The sequence below is a fragment of the Olivibacter sp. 47 genome (genome assembly GCF_030372825.1).
In the GTDB taxonomy this organism is placed as follows: Bacteria; Bacteroidota; Bacteroidia; order Sphingobacteriales; family Sphingobacteriaceae; genus Olivibacter; species Olivibacter oleidegradans.
The window spans coordinates 3486224-3504468 of the sequence record NZ_JAUCNR010000001.1; the positions used below are offsets into that span (position 1 = coordinate 3486224).

Sequence of the window (18245 nt, forward strand, 5' to 3'; positions counted from 1 at the left end):
GTCGGTGATGGGAATAGGCCCTACGTCCTCATTTAACTCCTACTCCATTCACTATTAACTACTCACTACTTCCTATTCATCTCCTTCCAGTGAACAAGGGAATCTGGTAGTTGGGAACATGCCTTACGTCCTCATTTAAGTCCTACCCCATTCACTATTAACTACTCACTACTAACTGCTCCCTATTAACTACTCACTACTCCCTCCAGCCTCAAACCAATCCCTAATGACATTAAAACAAGCCTAACTAGTATTGACGTAAAGTCAACCGGGATCGTCATAAAGACAACCATATTTAATACAAATTTGATCACCTTTATTATAAAGCCGATCAACATAAATGTAACGGCAATTAGCTTTGCTTTAAAGAAGTACGGAATTACCTCAATTCCAATTGACTTTAACGTAATCCCAATTGTCTTTATAGTAAAGTCAACGGTTTTTACTATAAACCCATATGACTTTATTATAGATGGAAACGTCCTTCATATAAGGTCGATCAACTTTGCTACAAAGTCGTACAGCAATGAAATAAACCCAAAAGGATTCATCATAAACCCAACCGACTTTGAAGTAAAGACGACCGGAATTAAGGCAAAGTTGTACGGAAACAAGATAAAGGCAAACAACTTTAAATTAAATCTGAATGTGTTTATTATAAAGCCAATAGTGTTTGCTATAAGGACGAACGTCTTTGAAGTCAGGTTTTAGTTAAACCTAACAGTCATCCTATATCAAACATCCAAGTATAGATAACAAAAAAGCGGCTATCTAACAGGATAGCCGCTTTAAAGCATTTATGTTAACAATAGACTAGTTGGCAGTTAAATGCGACTCAGCCCAAGTTGACCAATTAGGACGAGCAGCACCGTTACCAGCGCCCGTAGCGTTAGGATCTTCTTCGTACGTTCCAGCAGTACCTTTATTTGGTACGTTATCAAAACGAACTTGTTTCACTTTATTAGCTTGAAAATGAGCTAAAGATTCTGCACCACTTGCAACAACGCCTTCTCCAGCGATAAAATCTTTTAGATAAACATTGGTGATTGAGCCTAATGTACCACGACGCAACATCATTCCCGCTTCCGAAGTTACAGAGGTGCTATTACGACCTATTAATGTTAAATTTGTTAACGTCGGACTTGAAACAGGAGCTAAAGTTGGATTATCCTGGTTGCTGTCCGCTTCAATGCCACGGCTATCTGAAGAATAAGTTGTAGCTGCAGATTGATCAGCATACAAGTTCGTCACTCTACCATTCCAGCCTTCAGCCCAGTCAAAGGAATCATCTTGCGACCCGATCACTGTCAAATTTTCAGCATTTACCGAACCTCCAAACCATTCTACACCGTCATCGGAAACTTGATTGATAAATATATTGTTTACAGTAGTCCCGTTACCAACAGCGTATAACGTAAGCGCATTGAATTCAGATTCGTCATTAATTTTATTGCCTGAATACTCAATAATGATGTGTGATAAGACACCTGAATTATCAGTATTATTATTACCGCCATATATCAAACCAGCCACTTCTGCTTGTGCATTTGCACCTTTATTAGTGCCAGCATTTCCGCAAATAACAATGCCACCCCATTGCCCAGCAGCAGGTGTAGCAGCGCCTGAAGTAAATACTATTGGATTTTCCGCTGTTCCGGCAGCATTGATCATAGCACCTCGTTCAACAGCTAAAAAAGCTACATTTGTTACATTCTCTGAATATTCCGCTTCAATACGCACACCTGGTTCAATTGTTAAGGTTGCTCCTGACTTAACATAGACCGGACCACGCAAAGTATATGTTCTCCCCGCGGTTACACGAGCGTTTCTATCGATATTTCCACTAATAATACCATCCTCAAAAGTAATTTCTCCACCATCAGGGCCTGGATTATTATCATCATCGCTGCTACAGCTTGCAAACATAGTTGCGATAACCATCATGCTTAAGAATAATTTTTTCATAATTGTCATTTTGAATGAATAACTCTGTTGTTTTCTGTTTTTATTTTTGTCTAAAAAATCTTGTATTTAATACCTAAACTAAAGTCCAATCCTCTCCTGTAGTTATATACCTCTACACTTTGATCGGTATTTTCCTGTTCCATACGCACTTCATTATTTAATAAGTTATTAATTTTCAATCCTACCTCCCATCTTTCATTTATTGCAGTGTTTGAAATAAAATTCAAAGTAGGGTAGCCTTTTTCTACTATGTTCCCTCTACCGAAAGCTCCCAATGAAAAAATTCGATCATAGAAGTAATTTCCTACGACAGCAACAGTTGGCCTGATTTTTCCAGTATTTAACTTATAAGTCAAGTCTGCATTCACCAACAAAGGCGAGGCTCCTTGTAGGCGATCATGATCACCATTAAAATTAACACTCATTGTGTAGTCGGTCTCTTCCGCAACTTTCTCGGGATCCAACTCTTGGCGACTATACATATAAGTTACGTTCATCCCTCCCGAAAAACCGCCAGCAATGTTCTTTCTCATCTCTACTTCGGCACCAAATACGTAAGCATAATCTCCAGCATTTAGAAATGAAAACAAGTTCGATGCCGCTGACGTGATTAATGTTTGGCTAATCGGATCTTTGATATATTTACCAAAGATTCCTGCCGAAAATAATTCATCAGAACTTGGAAACTGCTCCCATTTGATATCTAAATTATAATTGTCTGCGGGCTTTAACGCTCCGTTTCCGAAGGTCAAAGATGTCACATCTTCGTATTGAAAAGGGGCTTTTTCTAAGAATTGAGGAAGCGTATAAGATTTACTAGCTGCTACTCGTAAGTTTTGATTTTCCGACAAAGCATATTTAAGAGTAGCTTCAGGTAATATAAAAATTTTATCAATGTCCGCTTGATCAAAATCTACTATGGGTTGCAGAATATTTACGTCCCATGTCATTTTTTGTAAGACCTTGTCTGCTCTTAACCCCAATGTATAGGTAAGTTTTTTGTTTGGACTATGCTCAAAAAGGGCGAAGCCACCATGTATATTTAAATTAGCGTCGTATGTTTGGGGAACCAAACTTAAAACTCTTGCGGTTTCAAAGCGAAACGTTGGACCTGTACCAGTAGCAGTTGTAAAGTTATCTGCATTCAAAAATGCATCTAGATTGTTAGGATCAGCTGCTATGCCGGACTGTTGGATGCGAGCGTTAATTTGAGTAGCTTCGAAATCCCGTTTTTTATACCGTCCGGTGTAACCCACACTTAGTTTTCCGTCGTATTCCCCTGCTTCATTTTCAAACAGCTTATAATTAAAAGCAAATCTCCCTGCGACTTCTTTCTCATTAATATATTGAAAATACCTATTCTGATTATTTACCTGAGAATTGTTGAACTCAAAACCTCCACTGTTACTAGTTGATAAGGTACTAGTAATCCGATCAGGCATATCAGCATTGACGATACCATAAGATGCTCCCCAGTCTAAAGATAAACGTTCTTTTAATTGATGTTCTCCGAGCAACTGATTCAAGAATAATTGGTTTTGCTGGGTCAATGTTTGTCGTGTAAATTGTATTGGTTCATCTAATGGAGCCACATCATAATCATTCACAGCACTAGAAGAGCCATTAATGAATATGCTATTCCACCTTAATCGGTTTTTTGAATTAACTCGATAATCTAGGTTGAACATACCAGTGGTATTCGTCTCGTAAACATTCTTCTCTATGTTGAAGTAATCGGCATTGACGATATCAACCCTTGAACCCATTACTTTCTCAGAACCTTCTCTAAACTGATAATTGTTTTTATGAGAGACAGTTGCAAAAACATTTAATCTCCCTTCTTGGCCTATCTGAAAACTTTTTCCCCCTTGAATAGAAAAGTCATAATTAAAAGGCTTATCAACAGTATTAGGCGACCATTTACTCCCGAAAGTATATTGTTGCAGCGTAGTAGGTGGCTTAATATTATAGAAACCAAAGCGTTTCCCATTATCTGCTCTTTTAAAATCAGACCGAAAAGCATTTGTGTTTAAACCACCACCAATTTCTACGCTTAGTGTAGGATTACCAACGTGTTCCTTCGAAAGAATGTTAACAGTAGCACCTCCAACATCACCATAGTCCTCTGCAGTATATGTTTTGCTAATGCCAATTGATTGAATAACATCCGTTCCAAATAAATCTAGCGAGATGTTCTTACTTGTTGGCTCATTCGATGGCAACGGCAAACCATTTAACAAGGTATTATTATAACGATCTCCTAAACCGCGGACAAACACACCCGTTGTCCCTTCTTGTTTGGCAATACCAGTTACTTTCGTAATAGCGACTGCAGCGTTGCTAATACCTTTTCGGCTCATTTCCTGTGAGCCAATGCTTTGTGTAATGACCGCCGAGTTCATCTGTTTTCTTAACAAAGCCGATTCAGTATCCTTCCTTACTTCACCAACAATCACCACATCATCGAGCATCTGCGCATCAGAGGCCATGGCTACATTAAGATTAACGTTGTTTCCGGCTTTTACAGTGACTGTATCCCGTAAAGTTTGGTAACCTACATAACTAAACACGAGGATATGAGTTCCAGGATTAAGTTCTAATTTGAATTTTCCGTCGATATCTGTATTGGCACCCAACTTGGTACCTTGCACGGCGACGGACACCGCGGGCATGGTTTCATTATTTAATGAAGCATCTACCACAACACCACTAACGATTCCCTTTTGTTGAGCAAAAGTAATTGAACCGCTAAATAATAGAGTTAAAAAGATTAGGGTCTTGACTTTCATGTAACTTGTAATATTCCGCTACAAAGGACGCAAGAACAGGTAAACAGAATGTTAAGTTCGTATTATTCTTATATATATCTATTGTTAATATAGTGTTAAGACTAAACAAGGATTGAATTGTTAGACATACCTTGTCATTGGAATATTAAGCATAAAATCAGCATTTTATATAAAGCTTAACACTTCCATAACCTCTTTATAATATTGCTTTCGCAATTCGAGACTATAAAATAACTTAAATAAAATCTTCATGATTTCGGAACTCGTAAATGGATCATTTCGTGTTCGTTCATAAAAAACACCCCCTCGAAGTGATGTTATAAATCATCAACAGTTCAAAAAAGATAACGGAGACAGCTATCTACTTGTATTTAAATGTAAGACTAAGCACATATACACTGCCTGAAGCTGCGCTGCTTAGCATGCCATAGTCTAAAAAGCATAATCAACTTCGGGTTAAATTCGTACCAAATTCGAGATTTCATCAGATGTTTACCAGATCCCATCAGGTTTTTATCAGATAAACCTGACTAAAATCTGATAAAACCTGCATAATACCTAATAAACTTACGAATTTGATACGGAGTTAAGGGGTAATTGAATGGAATAAAAAGGGATTACCACGTGGATTCGATGAATCATCAGGCATAAGACAGAACGTCGTAGATACTATTTAAGCACCTGTCGAAGATAAGATCTGAAAAGCTATCTAGTTACTCCCTCGCTCCTCCCCATCCTCTCCCCAGCGAGCTAACTTGAGCGGGGTTGAAGGCGCACTTAATGGAGCGTTTCCCCAAGGATCTCGCCACGAGTCCCCATTGAGCTCCGACCAAGGTGAATCGAACCACCGAAGCCATCTCCAAAAGAGGTACAAGCGAGGGGCCCAAACTTCTTTCACACGATCTTTGTTCATGCTTGATCGCATATATAGCTTAGTTCGATAGGAGTCCGATAGGTATTGCTTAAAAAGCCGTGTTTTGGGCCTTTTTACGTACCATATAAGGATATCACTGGGATATAGGGCGAATGGGACACGGATGGAGCACGGCTCAAGGTCGGATCTAAGTGCTTGCAACAACCGCGTCCCAAATCAATTCAGTAGAAGCATACTAAAATAGATAAAAGGCTAAACCAGGTACATATAATGCTTAAATTATGGAGACAATGCAGAACCTGATTGTTTTTCTTTTTTGTTTTTTAGTGATTTATAATAATTCATTGTCGATATTGCTGCCAACATCACAAGTATGCCTACAATCTGCACGAACCCTAGTTGTTCATTCAGGACGATGCTTGCACAAAGGACGGCGACGGGAAGCTCGATCGTCATTAGTATGGAGCTGATGCCTGCTCCGACCTTTGGAATAGCGGTTGCAAAAAGCGCTGTAGGAATGGTCGTTCCGATGATGGCAAGAAAAACTGCCATCATTGCAAATTCATAGCTGAAATAGCTTCCCACCAAAATCGTTTTTACATTGATGATAAAAATAGTCAATGCAGAACCCGTCATGATTACCATGCTTTTAGGCAACCAACCCACCGCGTGGCCAACCCTACTATTCGCAACGATATAGATGGCATAGGTCAACGATGAACAAAGTGCCAAGGCAATACCGATCCACGAAAAGGATTGGACATCTTCTCCGAAAAGGTTTGCGGCCATAACCGTGCCGATAAGAATGAAAACAACCGTCAGCAATTCCGACTTATTTGGCTTTTTACCGAACACAGTCCAATCCAGTAATAGACTGAACCATGTAAACTGCATAAGAATTACGATAGCAAGTGATGCGGAAATATAGCTTACGGACTGATAGTATAAATAATTGGTGAGACCAATCGCTCCGCCTGTTGCTAAGAGAGATATAAATTCATTCCGTGCGAGGCGTACTTTTCCCTTACGGGAAAGGAATTGGGCTGTCCCGAGAAATACTGCTGCCAAGAATGCTTGTGAAAAGGATAGTTCACCGGCATGGTACCCGCGTGAATAGAATAACTTTACGAACGAGGACATTGTACCATACATGATGCCTCCCATTAAGACCATTATGATGTATTTTAAATTTGTCATTTCAAGATTGTTAGAAAATAATTACGTTAATACCTGCTTAGAGGCCAAACAACCTTGAATGGTCACATGAAAATGTAGACAATATCCCCTCACTGAAAAAGTGAGAACATGAAAATGATAAATCCGGTTATTTAGCCTTTAGGCTACTGGAGGGGGCGTATTTGAGGAAAATTGTTTATTCATAAGAATATATGATAATTAAGGCGAATATAATAAATTCTTGATGTATTTAAAATCAGTGGAAATGTTTGTAATAAATAAACGAAAGCCCCGCCTTGCTGTGACACGATAGCTTCAAAAAAAATTTTACGTTGATTTGTAAATAAAAAAGCCACTGCAGTGTGCAATGGCTCCATTCTATACTGTATAACTTACAACGTATAGCTTAAACTTATCCTACTCTAAGTCTTTCACTAATTTGCGGAAGTTTTCAGCACTAGCCGCGATATCTACAGAATTGGCTAACCAATTGTATTCGTATTCCGCTGAAAGCATCCCTTTAAACTTTTGGTTTTTTAATTCTTGCATCACCCCTTTTATATTTCCTACACCGGTACCCCAGTGTACGTCATGTGCATCTCTGGATTTTTCGTTCAAATCTTTAAAATGTAAATGGTTGATATGTCCTTTATACTTTTGTAGACATTCTATGGGATCTAAACCGGAACGTACCCAGTGGCCAATATCGGCACAGGCGCCTACATATTTACTGTTTGCCAGTTGGATAGCATTTAACACAATTTCAGGGCTCCAGTAGTGGGTTGGATTCGGATGGTTGTGAATGGATACTTTGATTTTAAACTCAGTAGCCAACTTTCCGATTAAAGGAAGATCTTCTTGCTTAGGCTCAGTATTGATATTTTTAATACCCATGGCTTTGGCAAACTCAAAAAGTTGACGCCAAGCTTCCGGCGAATCGGCGCTTACAACACCGAAAGCAACCAAGGTAATTCCTTTGTCTTTCAACAATTGCAAAACCTGTGCTCTTTTTTCTTTGCTCATGGCAAAATCCATTTTACCTTCTATCCCACCACCAATAGTTTGACCTGGATAAGCTTCAATATACTTCAATTTACAGCTATCTACTTTAGCAATTGCCTCGGCGAAAGTAAATCGGTTAAAACTATAGGCCTGGGCGCCTAATTTCCAACCTAATTTTTCTTCCGGCCTATCTTGCGCTTTTAAAACGCTTGTTGTAAAAACGATTGCTACGATAGCAATCAGGCTACTCCATACATGTTGTTTATAGTTCATCTTGATTTTATTTGGTTTGTGGGTTTATTCTATCTATGGCTATCGTAGGTAAAGCTTCGGACTTGCGTTCTTAACACCTGCAGTTCATCAGATGATAGTTTCGGCCGGTTTTTCAAAATGCTTAACCCTTCATCTAACTGCTCTTCTGTACGAAAGCCTGTTACGGCCGAAGCTACTGCCCGATTTTCGAGTACATAGGCTAATGCCACAGCAGTATCCGATGTATCCAACTTTCCGGCTAGTTTATGAATGGCTTTAGCGGCTTTGAGTACCTCACTCGAACTGAATTGCAAATAATCTCCTTCTTTCTTTCCAAGCAATCTTCCTTGAGCCAAAGCTCCTCTACTGATTACACTAATATGGTGATCAGCTAACAACTTCAGTATCTCCTCTTCCGGACGATGATCCAACAGACTGTATTGCATCATCACCGACACAATACTAGATCGCTTAATATATTCGCGAATGACATTTGGTCGAATCGATGAAATTCCATACCACCTAATTTTACCCTGTTGCTTCAATAGTTCGAAGGCCTCAATCGTCTCATCTATTGGATCTTCTATGGTACCGCCATGAAGCTGGTACAGATCGATATAGTCCGTCTGCAAACGTCGAAGGCTTTGCTCTACCGCTTTGAGAATGTACTCTTTCGAAGGATTCCACTCCCAGCCATTTCCATCTGGTCGCCATTGATTTCCAACTTTTGTGGCAAGAACAATCTCTTTTCTGACCGATTTCAGCGCTTCGCCAACATAGGTTTCGTTCATCCCTTTATCGTAGAGATCGGCCGTATCGAAAAAGTTAATGCCATTGTCAAAAGCTTTACGTAATAAGTGACTTGCATGCGATTGGTTTTCTCCTAAGGACATACAGCCAAAGCTGATTTCGCTAACTTTTAAATCGGATTTTCCAAGCGCATTCATGAATACTAGCCTCCTATTTTAAGCAGCTCAACATCAAATACCAAAACGCTAAATGGAGGAATATCGTTTCCGGCGCCGCGCTCTCCATATCCTAATTGATAGGGTATATAGAAGCGATAGTGCGCCCCAACAGGCATTAACTGCAAGCCTTCCTGCCATCCCTGAATAACGCGATTTAATTGAAATGAAATCGGTTCGCCCCGATCGTAAGAGCTATCAAATACTTTTCCACTTAAAAGTGCACCCTTATAGTTTACGGTAACGGAATCTGTCGCCAATGGTTTCGGTCCGACAGCGTCCCGAATAATTTCATATTGCAAACCACTCGTTGTAGTATGAACCCCTGCTTTCGTTTTGTTTTGTGCTAAGAAGGAATCACCCGCAGCTGTTTGCTCTTTCTTTAAATCTTCTGCTGCCGCTGTTAACACGTCGCTGATAGCCTTATATTCATCTTCTTCTTTTATACGGATAGGACTCTCTGAAAAATAGTCCTCGATAGCCTGTGCTACTAATTTTCCGTTTAGATTTTTCAATCCTCTCTTCTTTAAATCTCTTGCCATACTTAAACCAAAGGCATAAGAAGCTGAGTCGATTTTACTTTCGAACATGGGTGTAACTTTATTTTGCTTGGGTATTATTTTTTGTTTCGTTTTTTGCTGCGCGAATGTAGGAAGTGCCGACACAGCTACAAGACCCGCGATAATTAATGGTTTGATCATGATAGGCAAACATAAAAAAATTAGTTGAGTGGGGAAATAGTTAGTGGGAAAATAGTTAAGGGAGTAGTTTTAAGTTGCGAGTTGTGGGTTGCGCGTTTTCTTCCCCTCCTATGTCTTAGGAGGTATCAAGTATCAACACTTCCTGTCTTACATCCTATGTCTATATTAAGCTATAGGCATGAACTATTCTACTCTACGCAAAAATTCATCATTCATTATTCATCATTCAACATTCATCACTTAAGACCCTACTTAACAAATCAACGACTTAACCACTCTCCATACCATTTCCCGCTTTCTTTAACGATACGTTTTTGCGTTTCAAAGTCGACATGCACCAGACCGAAGCGCGGATGGTATCCTTCCGCCCATTCAAAATTATCGGTAAAGGTCCATACAAAATAGCCACGCACATCCACTCCCTCCTCTTTAGCGCGCAAGACCTGCTGAATGTGATCTTGTAAATATTTTGTCCGCTCCGCATCATAAACACGATCACCGATCACTTCGTCTTTAAATGCAGCCCCATTTTCGGTTATGATAATAGGCGGCATATTGGGATAGCTCTGAAATCTTTTGAGTGCCTCATAGATAGATGATGGATAAATCTCCCAATCCATCGCCGTCGTGTGTTTTATCCCCCTTTTGCGAGGTTCAACAATGTTAGCCCACACATAAGGCATCAGCATTGAAAATTGGATAACCTCTCGGGTATAAGTTTGAAGTCCAATAAAATCGAAATTAAAAGCAATATTATCTTCATCGCCGGGGAGGATGTATTTCTTTAAATTTTTAAGCGCTTTGACAGCGTCGATGGGATATCCCATCCCTAAGATAGGTTCTAAAAAAAGGCGATTCATAATAGCATCAGCCCTTCTAAGTGCATGGATATGTCTCGTCTTAAGGGATATGGGCTCGAGCACCGAATGTGAAAAAGTAGTGCCTACCATTGCCGTAGGATAACGCTCTTTTATAATTTTGGCCCCTCGGGCCATGCTAAGGGTAGCATGGTGCACCGCCGGCAAAAAATAACGGAGGCCCCACCGTCCCGGCGCGTGCTTTCCGAAAAAATAGCCCGCACCAACGAAGGCAACCGGCTCGTTCATAACCATCCAATGCTTTACACGATCGCCAAAAGAATCAACACATAAACGGACATAGGTCTCAAACCATTCTAAAATGGAACGGTTGGTCCAGCCACCTTTGTTTTCCAGTGCTTGCGGAAGATCCCAATGATATAAGGTTACCCAAGGCGTAATTCCATGTTGGATACACGTATCAATGACCCGGTTATAAAAGTTGATACCCTCGCGATTAATTTCTCCCACACCTTCCGGCAGTATACGTGTCCAAGCAATGGAAAAGCGAAAATGCGGGATATTCAGCTGTTTCATTAGTAAAATATCGTCTTCATACCGATTGTAAAAATCGCACGCAACTTCCGCATGATGCCCGTTTCTGATTTTTCCTTTCTTTTTACTAAAAACATCCCATATGGATGGGCCTTTCCCGTCAGCATTATGCCCCCCTTCTATCTGATAAGCGGCCGTAGATACGCCCCAGATAAACTCTTCACCAAATAAACTGCGATTCATATATGGAGGTGCGTGGCTAAAATCTTATCTACAATCTCTTGTGTATTGTCAGGGTAACTAACTTTTACCCCCTGATCGGTATTTATCCAGCGCGCAATAGCTTCATCATTCTTTGATTTGAGATTTTTGATAACCGGTACGCCCATTTGCATTAACGCCGCCGCATTTAAATGTTGCTCATATTGATTTTTCATCGGAACAACCATTAACTTCTTACCCAAAAAAAGCGCTTCAGCAGGTGTCTCAAAGCCCGCCCCGCATAAAATACCATGGCAAGAGGCCATACTTTCCACAAATTTCTGATTATTAATAGGCTGAACGTTCACATTCTTGAGTGAAAAGGGCACTCGATTATGCTTAGAGAACACGTCCCATTGAACTTGATCAAAGCGTAGCAGGCTTTTTAATAGACGTGCGTCATCATAGGCCGGTAGGTACACCGTATAGTGCCCCTTATCACTGATTTCCTGCTCCCGGATTTGCCTTCTGATAACCGGTGTAAATATAGAGGGACTGTAAGGCTGAAAATGGAAGCCGTAACTTACATCTACGGGGGCATAATGCTTTAAAATAAACTTACCCATCATGTCCACTTCTTCAGGCTTTGGCGATTTGGAATCCAAAACAGCTGATTGATGGCTCATGCCGATGCAAGGGTGTTCACGTAGATGACAGGCCCAAGCCGTTACAGGTTCAAAATCGTTGATCACGAGATCATAATCCTCAACAGGCGTTTCATTTACCTCTTTTACGATATCTCGAACTTTATTACTCATAAAAGTTCGCCAAAGGTCAACACCGCCTGCTTTTCCAAAGATAAAGCTAAGCCCGTGCTTACGATATTTGACCTCAAAAGGCAAATCTAAATCGGCTTGGATACCGCTCACAAGAATATCTACCTCTGCCCGTTTTTTTAAACAAGGGATCACATCCATCGCCCGGCTTAAATGTCCGTTACCTGTTCCCTGTACAGCATACAATATCTTCATTTGATAATGATAAGTACTATACTTAATCTTTTGGTTAGGTTAAAGTTAATTATTTGTAACCAAAATTGTTTGTTGTTGGTTACTGGTTATTGGTTGTTAGGATTGAAGACCTAACAGCTAATACCTAAGACCTTAATACGGTATTCCTAGCCTTTTGAAAATAAAATGCCATAACCAAACCGGACCGATTAAAAGAAACTTGATATCTGTCAAAAACGATGGTTTCTTACCTTCAATTTTGTGACCTATAAATTGTCCGATCCATGCTATAACAAAAATGATCAGGCATATCAACCAAGGTGCAGGCCCTCCTGCTTTTTCCCAATACTCCAGTTGTACGATAATATAGCTGAAAACCCCAAAGCTAAAAAGCATCGCATAAGATAACGTAGGAGCTAAACGGAGATAGTAGTAAACCACCAGTGCCATTGCGATGGTAAACCAGTTAATAAAGCCATTATAGCGCCCTAAGAATTCAAGATGTGGAAAAGGAATGAACCAGATAAGCCCGGAAATACTAAAGGTTATAAGTGGAACACAGATCCAATGAATCAGTTTGTTGCTTGAACGTTGGTGGTGTTCAGCATATTGCTCAAAATAAAGATCAATAGGGCGTTTCTTTGTCTGTATTTGCTTCGCCGACTTAAGCTGTTTTGACATAAGAGTAAGAATTTAGAGGATGCCTAAAAGCTTTCCCGATGTTCATTCGACCGTGTACTCATATCTCAACTTATTTCGATTGCCTACCAGCGATGAGCAAGCAATCGAAAAAATGTCAAGAAAAGGCCTTTTTAAACAACCTCCTTGTATTATTTATTTTGCAAAGGCCACTGATCGGGTTTCGCGGATAACCGTAACCTTAATCTGCCCGGGATATGTCATTTCGGTTTGTATACGATTGGATATATCTGCCGCTAATATTTCTGCCTGGGCATCAGTAACTTTTTCACTTTCTACCACCACACGCAATTCCCTACCGGCTTGTATCGCAAACGTTTTTTCCACGCCTGGATAAGAAAGTGCTAGCTCTTCCAACTCTTTTAAACGCTTGATATAACTTTCAACAACTTCTCTCCGTGCTCCCGGTCTCGCACCGGAAATAGCATCGCAAGCTTGCACAATTGGAGAAATAAGTGAAGTCATTTCGATTTCGTCATGGTGAGCTCCAATGGCATTACAAACTTCCGGATGTTCTTTGTATTTCTCAGCCAATTGCATACCCAAAATCGCATGAGGTAATTCCGGGTTATCATCAGGTACTTTGCCAATATCATGCAATAAGCCGGCACGTTTTGCCAGTTTTACGTTTAACCCTAATTCAGCTGCCATGGTTGCACAAAAATTAGCCACTTCGCGCGAGTGCTGCAACAAGTTTTGCCCATAAGAGGAACGATAACGCATTCTGCCAACCATCCGGATCAACTCCGGATGTAAACCATGAATGCCTAAATCAATAACGGTACGTTCGCCAATCTCTACAATTTCGTCTTCTATCTGCTTTTTGGTTTTCGCTACAACTTCTTCAATGCGGGCGGGGTGAATACGTCCATCTGTAACCAATCGGTGCAAAGCAAGCCGCGCAATCTCTCTTCTTACCGGATCAAACCCGGACAAGATAATCGCCTCAGGTGTGTCGTCAACGATGATCTCTACGCCAGTAGCTGCTTCCAATGCACGGATATTACGTCCTTCACGACCGATAACGCGTCCTTTGATTTCATCATTTTCTATGTTAAAGATGGAAACCGTATTTTCGATAGCGCTTTCGGTAGCCGTACGCTGTATAGTTTGAATGACCACCTTTTTTGCTTCTTTACTGGCGGTGAGTTTGGCCTCATCTACAATGTCTTTTATCTGGATCATTGCTTTCGACCGTGCCTCTTCTCTTAGGTTATTTACCAGTTGTTCTTTCGCTTCTTCCGCCGATAAACCCGCAATTGTTTCTAACTGCTTAATGTGCTGCATTTTCAAATGCTCCACCTCATCCTGTTTTTTGTTGTTCAGCTCAATCTGACGTTCCAGATTTTTCTTAACGTTATCAAGCTCTTGCTTTTCCCGATTAACTTGCTCTAATTTGGAATTAAGTGATTGTTCTTTTTGGCGAAGCGAGTTCTCCTTCTGATTGATCGCATTATTTTTTTGGTTAACTTCGCGCTCGTGTTCGGCCTTTAAATGAAGAAACTTTTCTTTTGCTTCCAATAAACGATTTTTCTTCAGCATCTCCGCCTCTTGTTCAGCCTCTTTTAAGATACGTTTAACCTTATTCTGTGCTGCAATTTCTTGCTTCTTAAGTAAGCTACGGAGTAAAAAGCGTCCGATCAATACGCCAATAGCCAAACCTAATAACACATAAATTACTATTTCCATGTTGTTTATATATATATTTAGTTGATAATAGAACCGGGGGATCATACTATCCCCGTTTCTAGAACCGTTGATTGCTTAATCATCGTGCAAAACCAACACCTTTCCCATAAGGTCAGGAAGGTTTACGCAAAAAAACAACGCAGTTAAAAATAGGTTCCAATTATTTTAAACTTCTATATACAGGTTTAGCGTACTAACTATCTCCAGGTGGCGAAAGCAAAATGGAGTATGTCTATTTACGCTTCTTTATATTGAAGTGTTAAGTTTAAAAATAGTGAAACCCGAATTAACTGCGGTTAAATCTTATAGCTCTATATTTCAAAAGAACGAATCAATCTTTAAAAAACTCGGATAGCAATTGATCTAATTGGTAAACTTTATCGGATACGCTTGTATCCTCTTCTCTCACCTTTTTTTCTGCTTTTAAGGCTGCTGTAGCATAATGCAATACAGCCATGGAAAGCAGATCTTGCTTATCTCTTACCGCATAATTCTCCTGTAGATCTTTTATACGGTCGTTAATTAATTTCGCTGCATGACGGATAATCTCTTCTTCTTCCATCTCTATCCGTAAAGGATATATCCTGTCTGCAATATTTATTTTTATGGAAATATCTCCCATAGAATGAGCTTGATTCACTATATAATTTGGGTTACTCTATTTTAGTAACTCAATACATTTATCTATTTCTCGCACAAAATCGTTAATTTTTTGCTTGATGTCAAGTGTTTTTTCATTAATGACTTCCTTTTCTACCGGTGCACCTTCCAAAGAACGGGCAACAGTTAGCGCCTTCAGTTTCTCCTCCAGATCCTTATTTTTATCTTTGGACGCTTCAAATGCTACTTTAATGGATTGATTCTCCAATTTAAGCATGTCGTTTTCTTCTTGTAAAGATAAACATAATTCAATCAGTTTTGCTGTTTTCTCTACGACATTATCTAATTGCGCTGAAACCGTTGACATCTCTATTTAGCATTTTTAGTTAGCCTCTATCCCTTTCTAATTTCTGCACCTACTTCTTTTTCAAAGTTAAGTATTAATTTTGTATCACCGAATCAATTTGTTTATCTGTTAAGGTTTTTTCCTCGTCTTGCAACTCAAAGCTCAAAGCGTAGGACTTCTTTCCCGCCGGCAACTTGTCACCTACATAAACATCAAAAACACCTACTGATTTGAGAAGTTTACGTTCGGTTCGTTCGGCTATATTCTTTAAAGCGTCGAAGGTTACTTGCCGATCAATCAATAGCGATAAATCTCTTCTTACCGCAGGAAATTTGGCTACTTCCTTATAGGTGATTTTATTTTTACGGATGGCCTTTAGTAGTAATTCCCAATTGAATACCGCATAATATACCATGCCGTTCACATCGGCTTTTTTTAAAGCCTTTGTAGAAATTGCGCCAAATTTCACTAAGGTCTTTTGTCCTTTAACATATTGTAGGCCATATGAAAAATGCACGCTCTCCAAGTCTTCCGTTTTGAGATCGCGAATGTTAAGACGCTTCACTAAGGCATCAACTGCTGCTTTTATATCGTAAAAAGAAACGGGCTGCGACGGTTGGTTCCATTGCTGGGTATGTTGAGCGCCCGTAATGGTTAAACTTAATTGCTGTTCTTCTTCGTAAACGCCGTCTACCATATGATAAGTCTTCCCGAACTCAAATAATTTCAAATCGGGATTTTTTCGCTTTTGATTATATGCAACAGCTTCTAATGCGGAAAAGAGCAAGTTTTGTCGCATGACGTCCAAATCACTGCTTAAGGGATTTAGTATCTTAACCACTGTCTCTTCATTATCGGCATAGGCTAGTTTAGTAAGCGAGTTGGATAAAATCTCATTAAATCCATTGGCTATTAAAGTATCCGCAACAAGGTTCTGAATCACTTCTTTGTCCGGTTTTGCAGAAGTATTCAATGAAGCCTTGATTTGCTGCTTCATCTCGATATTATTATAACCGTAAATGCGCAAAACTTCTTCGGTAATGTCAACCTCCCGCGTCACATCAACTTTATAGGGCGGAACAGAAACCGTCAAAACGCCTGCGTCTTTGCTTGCTACCTGTATTTGTAATGCCTGTAAAATATCAACAATATTTTCGTCAGTGATATTTTTACCGATCAAACGTCGAACGTTGTCCGGATTGACCTCAAAAACAAAGGGTTTTACCGGAGCAGGATAAGTATCTGATATCTCGGAAGATATTTCTCCACCTGCGACTTCCACCATTAGCAACGCAGCCCGTTTAAGCGCATAAACGGTCATATCGGGATCTGTACCACGTTCAAATCGGAACGAAGCATCTGTTTTCAAGTTATGTCGCTTTGACGACTTTCTAATAGAAACGGCATCAAAATAGGCGCTTTCCAAAAACACATTCATAGTCGTTCCGGTAACGCCTGAATTTAGTCCGCCAAATACGCCAGCAATGCATAGGGGCTTCTCCTCGTCACAAATCATAAGATCTTCCGAAGATAGCTTACGTTCTACCTCGTCTAATGTAACAAAAGCCTCGCCTTCTTTTGCGTTGCGAACGATAATGTGACTACCTGCTACCTTATCTGCATCAAATGCATGCAGTGGTTGCCCTAGCTCGTGAAGGACATAATTGGTGACGTCAACAATATTATTAATGGGTCTTAAGCCAATTGCCCTTAGTTTTTCCTGTAACCACTCAGGTGAGTCGGCAACTTTTACGCCACTAATACTCAGGGAAGAATAACGCTTACAAGCATTGGTGTTATCCACAGTGACAGGCATCAAACGACCCGATCCCGCTTTGAAGGAGCTAATATCCGGCAACTTTACTTCCTGTCTCAAAACAGCCGCTACATCCCTAGCAACGCCTAAATGAGAGGCGGCATCAGCACGATTCGGCGTCAGCCCGATTTCGAAGCAATAATCGTCTTTTACACCGAAAAAATCTTTAGCCAAACTTCCAACGGGTGCGTCAGCGGGCAATACCATAATTCCTTCGTGCGATTTGCCCAAACCTATTTCATCCTCCGCGCAGATCATCCCTTCGGAAACTTCTCCTCTTATTTTCGATTTATTGATTTTAAAAGGCTCACCCTCCAATGGGTAAACCGTTGTACCAACGGTTGCTACTACTACTTTCTGGCCGGCAGCGACATTTGGAGCCCCGCAGACAATGTGTAATAAAGAAGCTTCACCGACATCGACCGTAGTAATACGCAGTCTATCAGCATTTGGGTGTTGCTGGCAAGTTTTCACCTCTCCGATCACTAAACCTGTCAAACCCCCAGGAATGCCCTGGATTTCTTCAACACCTTCAACTTCTAAACCAATATCTGTTAATATTTGTGAAAGTTCGTTCGGGTTTTTATCAGTAGATATAAATTGTTTGAGCCAGTTGTACGATATCTTCATGGAAATAGTCTGTTTTCTTTGCTTTTTTATTTCGACGTTGCTAGGGTGACAGATTAAATAAATATCGCCAATAAAAGTTTATTAAATCCAGACTCAATACGGAGGCTGCAATAAACAGGCTACCTGTTAATCGTCCCACCGGTTGCAACGCTAAAAATTGTTGCAAACTTAGCATATT

Annotated in this window: 13 protein-coding genes and 1 pseudogene; all 14 read right to left on the reverse strand. The window is 40.2% G+C overall.

The genetic code is table 11. From position 1 onward, the window contains the following. Positions 1-813: 813 nt before the first annotated feature. The 14 genes and pseudogenes from QT327_RS15195 to pheT all read right to left on the reverse strand — a co-directional run bounded on the left by QT327_RS15195 (position 814) and on the right by pheT (position 18067). Entirely contained in the window at positions 814-1965 is a 1152-nt protein-coding gene (locus tag QT327_RS15195; protein WP_130855803.1) for a beta-helix domain-containing protein, read from the reverse strand. A 50-nt stretch (positions 1966-2015) separates the two neighbouring features. Then, positions 2016-4754 carry a TonB-dependent receptor gene (locus QT327_RS15200; protein WP_289553245.1) on the reverse strand — a complete coding sequence of 913 codons (2739 nt, stop codon included), beginning with the start codon at positions 4752-4754 and terminating at the stop codon, positions 2016-2018. Positions 4755-5463: 709 nt separating this feature from the next. Continuing rightward, positions 5464-5667, reverse strand: a complete 204-nt coding sequence (locus QT327_RS15205) for a hypothetical protein (RefSeq protein WP_289553246.1) — start codon at positions 5665-5667, stop codon at positions 5464-5466. A 240-nt stretch (positions 5668-5907) separates the two neighbouring features. Next, positions 5908-6825, reverse strand: coding sequence for an EamA family transporter (locus tag QT327_RS15210; protein WP_289553248.1), 918 nt, complete (start codon positions 6823-6825; stop codon positions 5908-5910). A gap of 396 nt (positions 6826-7221) precedes the next feature. Further along, a complete protein-coding gene (locus tag QT327_RS15215; protein WP_289553249.1) occupies positions 7222-8079 on the reverse strand; it encodes a sugar phosphate isomerase/epimerase family protein in 858 nt (285 codons plus the stop codon). 29 nt (positions 8080-8108) lie between these two features. Continuing rightward, the gene (locus QT327_RS15220) at positions 8109-9005 is read right to left on the reverse strand and encodes an aldo/keto reductase (protein ID WP_289553250.1); all 897 of its coding nucleotides are present in this window, start codon (positions 9003-9005) and stop codon (positions 8109-8111) included. Positions 9006-9010: 5 nt separating this feature from the next. Next, positions 9011-9724, reverse strand: a complete 714-nt coding sequence (gene bamJ, locus QT327_RS15225; protein ID WP_242627172.1) for a BamJ family beta-barrel-assembly machinery protein — start codon at positions 9722-9724, stop codon at positions 9011-9013. 260 nt (positions 9725-9984) lie between these two features. Next, on the reverse strand, positions 9985-11319 hold the full coding sequence (locus QT327_RS15230; protein WP_289553252.1) for a GH1 family beta-glucosidase: 1335 nt from the start codon (positions 11317-11319) through the stop codon (positions 9985-9987). Next, a complete protein-coding gene (locus QT327_RS15235; protein ID WP_289553253.1) occupies positions 11316-12308 on the reverse strand; it encodes a glycosyltransferase family protein in 993 nt (330 codons plus the stop codon). Before QT327_RS15235 ends, QT327_RS15230 begins: the two co-directional genes overlap by 4 nt. 132 nt (positions 12309-12440) lie before the next feature. After that, entirely contained in the window at positions 12441-12968 is a 528-nt protein-coding gene (locus tag QT327_RS15240) for an Mpo1 family 2-hydroxy fatty acid dioxygenase (protein ID WP_130855796.1), read from the reverse strand. 153 nt (positions 12969-13121) lie between these two features. Continuing rightward, on the reverse strand, positions 13122-14675 hold the full coding sequence (gene rny, locus QT327_RS15245; protein ID WP_013667203.1) for a ribonuclease Y: 1554 nt from the start codon (positions 14673-14675) through the stop codon (positions 13122-13124). Positions 14676-15006: 331 nt separating this feature from the next. After that, positions 15007-15297: a cell division protein ZapA gene (locus tag QT327_RS15250; protein ID WP_041387595.1), complete on the reverse strand. Its 291-nt coding sequence runs from the start codon at positions 15295-15297 to the stop codon at positions 15007-15009. 36 nt (positions 15298-15333) lie between these two features. Continuing rightward, on the reverse strand, positions 15334-15642 hold the full coding sequence (locus QT327_RS15255; protein ID WP_013667205.1) for a hypothetical protein: 309 nt from the start codon (positions 15640-15642) through the stop codon (positions 15334-15336). 26 nt (positions 15643-15668) lie between these two features. Beyond that, positions 15669-18067, reverse strand: a pseudogene (gene pheT / locus QT327_RS15260) (phenylalanine--tRNA ligase subunit beta). Positions 18068-18245 lie beyond the last annotated feature (178 nt).

Coding starts and splice junctions, on each gene's coding strand:
- QT327_RS15240 (WP_130855796.1), bottom strand. CDS start 12,968: ATGTCAAAACAGCTTAAGTCGGCGAAGCAAATACAGACAAAGAAACGC.
- QT327_RS15250 (WP_041387595.1), bottom strand. CDS start 15,297: ATGGGAGATATTTCCATAAAAATAAATATTGCAGACAGGATATATCCT.
- QT327_RS15235 (WP_289553253.1), bottom strand. CDS start 12,308: ATGAAGATATTGTATGCTGTACAGGGAACAGGTAACGGACATTTAAGC.
- QT327_RS15205 (WP_289553246.1), bottom strand. CDS start 5,667: ATGAACAAAGATCGTGTGAAAGAAGTTTGGGCCCCTCGCTTGTACCTC.
- QT327_RS15255 (WP_013667205.1), bottom strand. CDS start 15,642: ATGTCAACGGTTTCAGCGCAATTAGATAATGTCGTAGAGAAAACAGCA.
- QT327_RS15220 (WP_289553250.1), bottom strand. CDS start 9,005: ATGAATGCGCTTGGAAAATCCGATTTAAAAGTTAGCGAAATCAGCTTT.
- QT327_RS15200 (WP_289553245.1), bottom strand. CDS start 4,754: ATGAAAGTCAAGACCCTAATCTTTTTAACTCTATTATTTAGCGGTTCA.
- QT327_RS15215 (WP_289553249.1), bottom strand. CDS start 8,079: ATGAACTATAAACAACATGTATGGAGTAGCCTGATTGCTATCGTAGCA.
- bamJ (WP_242627172.1), bottom strand. CDS start 9,724: ATGATCAAACCATTAATTATCGCGGGTCTTGTAGCTGTGTCGGCACTT.
- QT327_RS15230 (WP_289553252.1), bottom strand. CDS start 11,319: ATGAATCGCAGTTTATTTGGTGAAGAGTTTATCTGGGGCGTATCTACG.
- rny (WP_013667203.1), bottom strand. CDS start 14,675: ATGGAAATAGTAATTTATGTGTTATTAGGTTTGGCTATTGGCGTATTG.
- QT327_RS15210 (WP_289553248.1), bottom strand. CDS start 6,825: ATGACAAATTTAAAATACATCATAATGGTCTTAATGGGAGGCATCATG.
- QT327_RS15195 (WP_130855803.1), bottom strand. CDS start 1,965: ATGAAAAAATTATTCTTAAGCATGATGGTTATCGCAACTATGTTTGCA.